Source organism: Rhizobium acaciae, from assembly GCF_025941625.1.
GTDB lineage: Bacteria > Pseudomonadota > Alphaproteobacteria > Rhizobiales > Rhizobiaceae > Rhizobium > Rhizobium acaciae.
In genome coordinates, this window is sequence record NZ_JAPCZO010000077.1 from 1 (window position 1) to 1,172 (window position 1,172).

General features: G+C 60.3%; 1 protein-coding gene. It reads left to right on the plus strand.

The features are described from left to right. Positions 1–20: 20 nt before the first annotated feature. Positions 21–1,172: glycosyltransferase (locus OLZ32_RS39140; RefSeq protein WP_264425733.1), on the plus strand; the 1,152-nt coding region annotated here is incomplete at its 3' end.

Sequence of the window (1,172 nt, forward strand, 5' to 3'; positions counted from 1 at the left end):
GGAAGCAAGGTGACGGCGCAATGAGGGTAGCCATTCATACGCTCGGTACGCGCGGAGACGTTCAGCCCTATATCGCCCTTGCATTGGGATTGATCGAACGAGGACACCGAATACAGCTTGCTGGTCCAGTTCAGTTCGAGAGCATGGTGCGAGATTACGGCGTCGCTTTCGCCCCCCTGCCCGGAGAATTTCTCGCTCTTCTCGATACGCCAGAAGGAAAAGCGGCGATCGCTGGGGGCCAGGGCTTCAGTGCCGGTCTCAAGCTGCTTAAGTACGCACGCCCGATGATGCGAACCCTGCTCGACGCGGAATGGGAAGCAGCCAAGGCCTTCACGCCCGATATCTTCGTGCATCATCCGAAGGCAATCGCGGTGCCACATATGGCAGAGGCGGTTCAGTGCCCATTTATTCTGGCTTCGCCCCTGCCCGGCTTTACGCCAACCTCCGCTTTCCCCAGCCCGATGTTGCCTTTCAAAGATCTGGGCTGGTTCAACCGGATCAGCCATCTCGCAGCCATCAGGGGCGCAGAACTTCTGTTCGGCAAGTTGCTCTCGACCTGGAGGGCAGAACAACTTGGTCTGACGCGACGCAGGACGCCAGCTATTGCTTCGAGTGGCACGCTCTACGCCTATAGTCGCCATGTTGTGCCGGTCCCTCCGGACTGGGACAATAACGTGCTGGTGAGTGGCTACTGGTTTCTCGACAGCAAGAACTGGCGACCTTCGGACGACTTGGCAGCCTTCCTCGCGGAAGGAGAGCCACCAATCTACGTCGGCTTCGGGAGCATGCCGGGCGCCGATCCAGCCCGGCTGACAGCCATTGTTGTCGAGGCGCTCGCGAGGAAGGGAAAGCGGGGTATCTTGGCTCTTGGAGGCGGTGCCCTGATCGCAGAACATAAATCCAGGCACGTTCATGTCATCCGCGACGCCCCTCACGACAGGTTGTTTCGCGAGGTCAGCGCGATCATCCACCACGGCGGCGCCGGAACGACTGCGGCCGCTCTTCGGGCCGGCAAACCCATGATCATTTGCCCGTTTTTCGGCGATCAGCCGTTCTGGGCAAGGCGGATAACGGACCTCGGCGTCGGACTGTCACTCGATCGCAGAGCATTGACCGTCGAGAGCCTGACAGGAGCACTCGCAGCCATGGACGATCCGCTTGTGCGACGCCAG